Raw genomic sequence first — 2168 nt, forward strand, 5'->3', positions numbered from 1 at the left:
GACCGGGCTGCCCCTCCGGCTCCGCCGTTGCCAGCGCCTTTCCGGCGAGCAACGCCCGTGTCTCGCCGGGGAGTCCAGGGCTCCTGACCGCCGGTGACCGTGGGACCGGGCTGATCTCCGCCAGCCCACGCCGACCGTTTAGTACAAGGCCATCCGCGCCCAGCCCCACCAAGTCGCGACCGCCGGCCACAAAGCACCCGACCCACCCGGAAAGGCTCCCCGGCGAACCTCACCGAACCGCCCACCCCTCCAGTGGGCCTGTCCGGTCCGGGGTCGGGTGGTGCCGGGGGCGGCGCGGTGTGACGCGTAGGCTGGCCGATCGGGCCGGAGGTATGGAGGGGAAGGGCGCGGCGTGCGGGAGTCTCGCGGGTGTCGGTGGTGGCCGGCGGCGATGGTGCTCGTGTTGGCGGGTGCGGGCGTGGTGGCGTGCGATCCGCCGGAGACCGGTTCGGCTCGGGCGTCCGGTTCGGCGACTCCGGGTGCCGAGGACTCCGTGCCCAAGGGCGGTGGCGGGCAGCCGGCCCGCTATGCGCCGCAGGTGGTTCGGCATGCGCGGGCGGCCGGCATCGATCCGCAACTGCTGATGGCCATCCTGCACAACGAGTCGTACAAGCCGCACGACTCGGCGCTGGAGCGGGCCTGGCAGAAGCTCAAGCCGGATTCCGCGTTCGGCATCGCGAACATGCACAGGGCGGCCTTCGACGAGGCCAAGCAGGGCCGGGACTTCGCCGATCGGGACTGGCAGGAGCTGCCCGACGACCCGGATCTCGCGATCCGGGCCGCCGCCTGGCACCTGCACGACCTGGCCGCCCAACTGCCCGCGAAGTGGGCCGGTGCGCTGACGAAGAACGAGCTGTTGGCGCTGGGCTACAACGCCGGAGCGGGCAACATGCGGGCCTTCGCGCGCGGCGTGCGACCGGGCTCGCAGGCGAGTTCGTATCTGGATCGACTGCACGACAACTGGACCCGGGCGGGCCGGGAGGTCCGGGGCTGACGCGGGATGCCCGATGAGGGTGAACCGGCCTGGTGGATCGGCCGGCGGCGGGTCAGCTGTAGGTCAGCGGCGGGGTCCAGGGGGTGCGGGCCACGCAGTAGAGGGTCGTTAGCGTTCGTTGCCGCCGGGCGGTGCTCCTAAGGCGTGTCGACGGGTGGTGTGGGGGTGTGCGTGCCGGCGTCGTGGGCCTCGGCGAGGGCGGACACCGGGAGGGGCTTGATCGGGGGGCGGGCGGTGAAGGGGCCGAGGGTTTCCCGGGGGATGTGGGTTTCCTGGTGCAGGAGTTCGACCAGGGCGGGTCCGCACATCCGGCCCTGGCACGGGCCCATGCCCGCCCGGGTCAGGAGTTTGACCGCGTCGGCGGTGCCCAGGCCGGGGTTCTCCCGCAGGGTGCAGCGGATCTGCCCGTAGGTCACCTCCTCGCAGCGGCACAGCAGCGTGTCGTCGTCGGCGAGCGCGTGGAGCGCGGCGCGGTCGGGTGCGCAGGTGTGCTCCAGCAGCCGGGCCATCCGGGTGGTCGCGGCCAATTCCCGCTCCACGGCCGGGAGTTCCTGGTCGTGGGCGGCGGCGTCGAGGATGCCCAGGCTGCGGCAGATGTCCAGTGCGGCGCGTTTGCCGGCGGCGACCGCGTGTTCGGCGCCGGCGATGCCGGTGAGTTCGCCGGCGGCCCAGATGTGCGGGAGGGTGGTGCGCATCGCGTGGTCGTGGACCAGGACCCAGCCGCCGGCGGGGCCGTTCCAGGTCGCCGCGCACCCGGCCTGGCGGGCCAGTTCGGTGGAGGGGACGAAGCCGTAGCCGGTGCCGACGGTGTCGCAGGCGACGGTGCGTTCGGTGCCGGGTACGGGGCGCCAGTCGCGGTCGACCCGGGCCAGCACCGCGGCGGTGACGTGTTCCTCGCCGTCCGCGCGCAGAAGCAGGGTGTGGGTGCGGATCGGTACGCCGGCCTGTCGCAGGGTGCGCAGCGCGGCGAGGCCCTCGGTGACCTTGGCCCGGTTGCCGGGCAGCGCGGCGAGGGCGCGGGTGAGCTCGGCGGGGTGGGGCAGGCCCTGGGCGAAGGCGACTTCGGCGACGTCGGCGCCGGCGCGCACCAACTGCGCGGCGGCGATCAGCAACAACGGATGGGCGCCGGCCAGCACGATGCGTCGGCCGGCGAGGGTGCGGTGGCCCTTGAGCC

At 73.9% G+C, this 2168-nt stretch carries 2 protein-coding genes; one reads left to right on the forward strand and one right to left on the reverse strand.

The window, feature by feature from the left end:
• The first annotated feature begins 391 nt into the window (after positions 1-391).
• Positions 392-994 carry a transglycosylase SLT domain-containing protein gene (locus ACFXMF_RS47550; RefSeq protein ID WP_379989795.1) on the forward strand — a complete coding sequence of 201 codons (603 nt, stop codon included), beginning with the start codon at positions 392-394 and terminating at the stop codon, positions 992-994.
• A gap of 137 nt (positions 995-1131) precedes the next feature.
• Here ACFXMF_RS47550 and ACFXMF_RS47555 read toward each other — a convergent pair.
• Positions 1132-2168, reverse strand: a 1037-nt coding sequence (locus ACFXMF_RS47555; protein WP_380021326.1) for an NAD(P)/FAD-dependent oxidoreductase, incomplete at its 5' end; no start/stop codon positions are given.

Origin of the sequence: Embleya sp. NPDC059213 (assembly GCF_042754445.1) — a bacterium.
GTDB lineage: Bacteria > Actinomycetota > Actinomycetes > Streptomycetales > Streptomycetaceae > Embleya.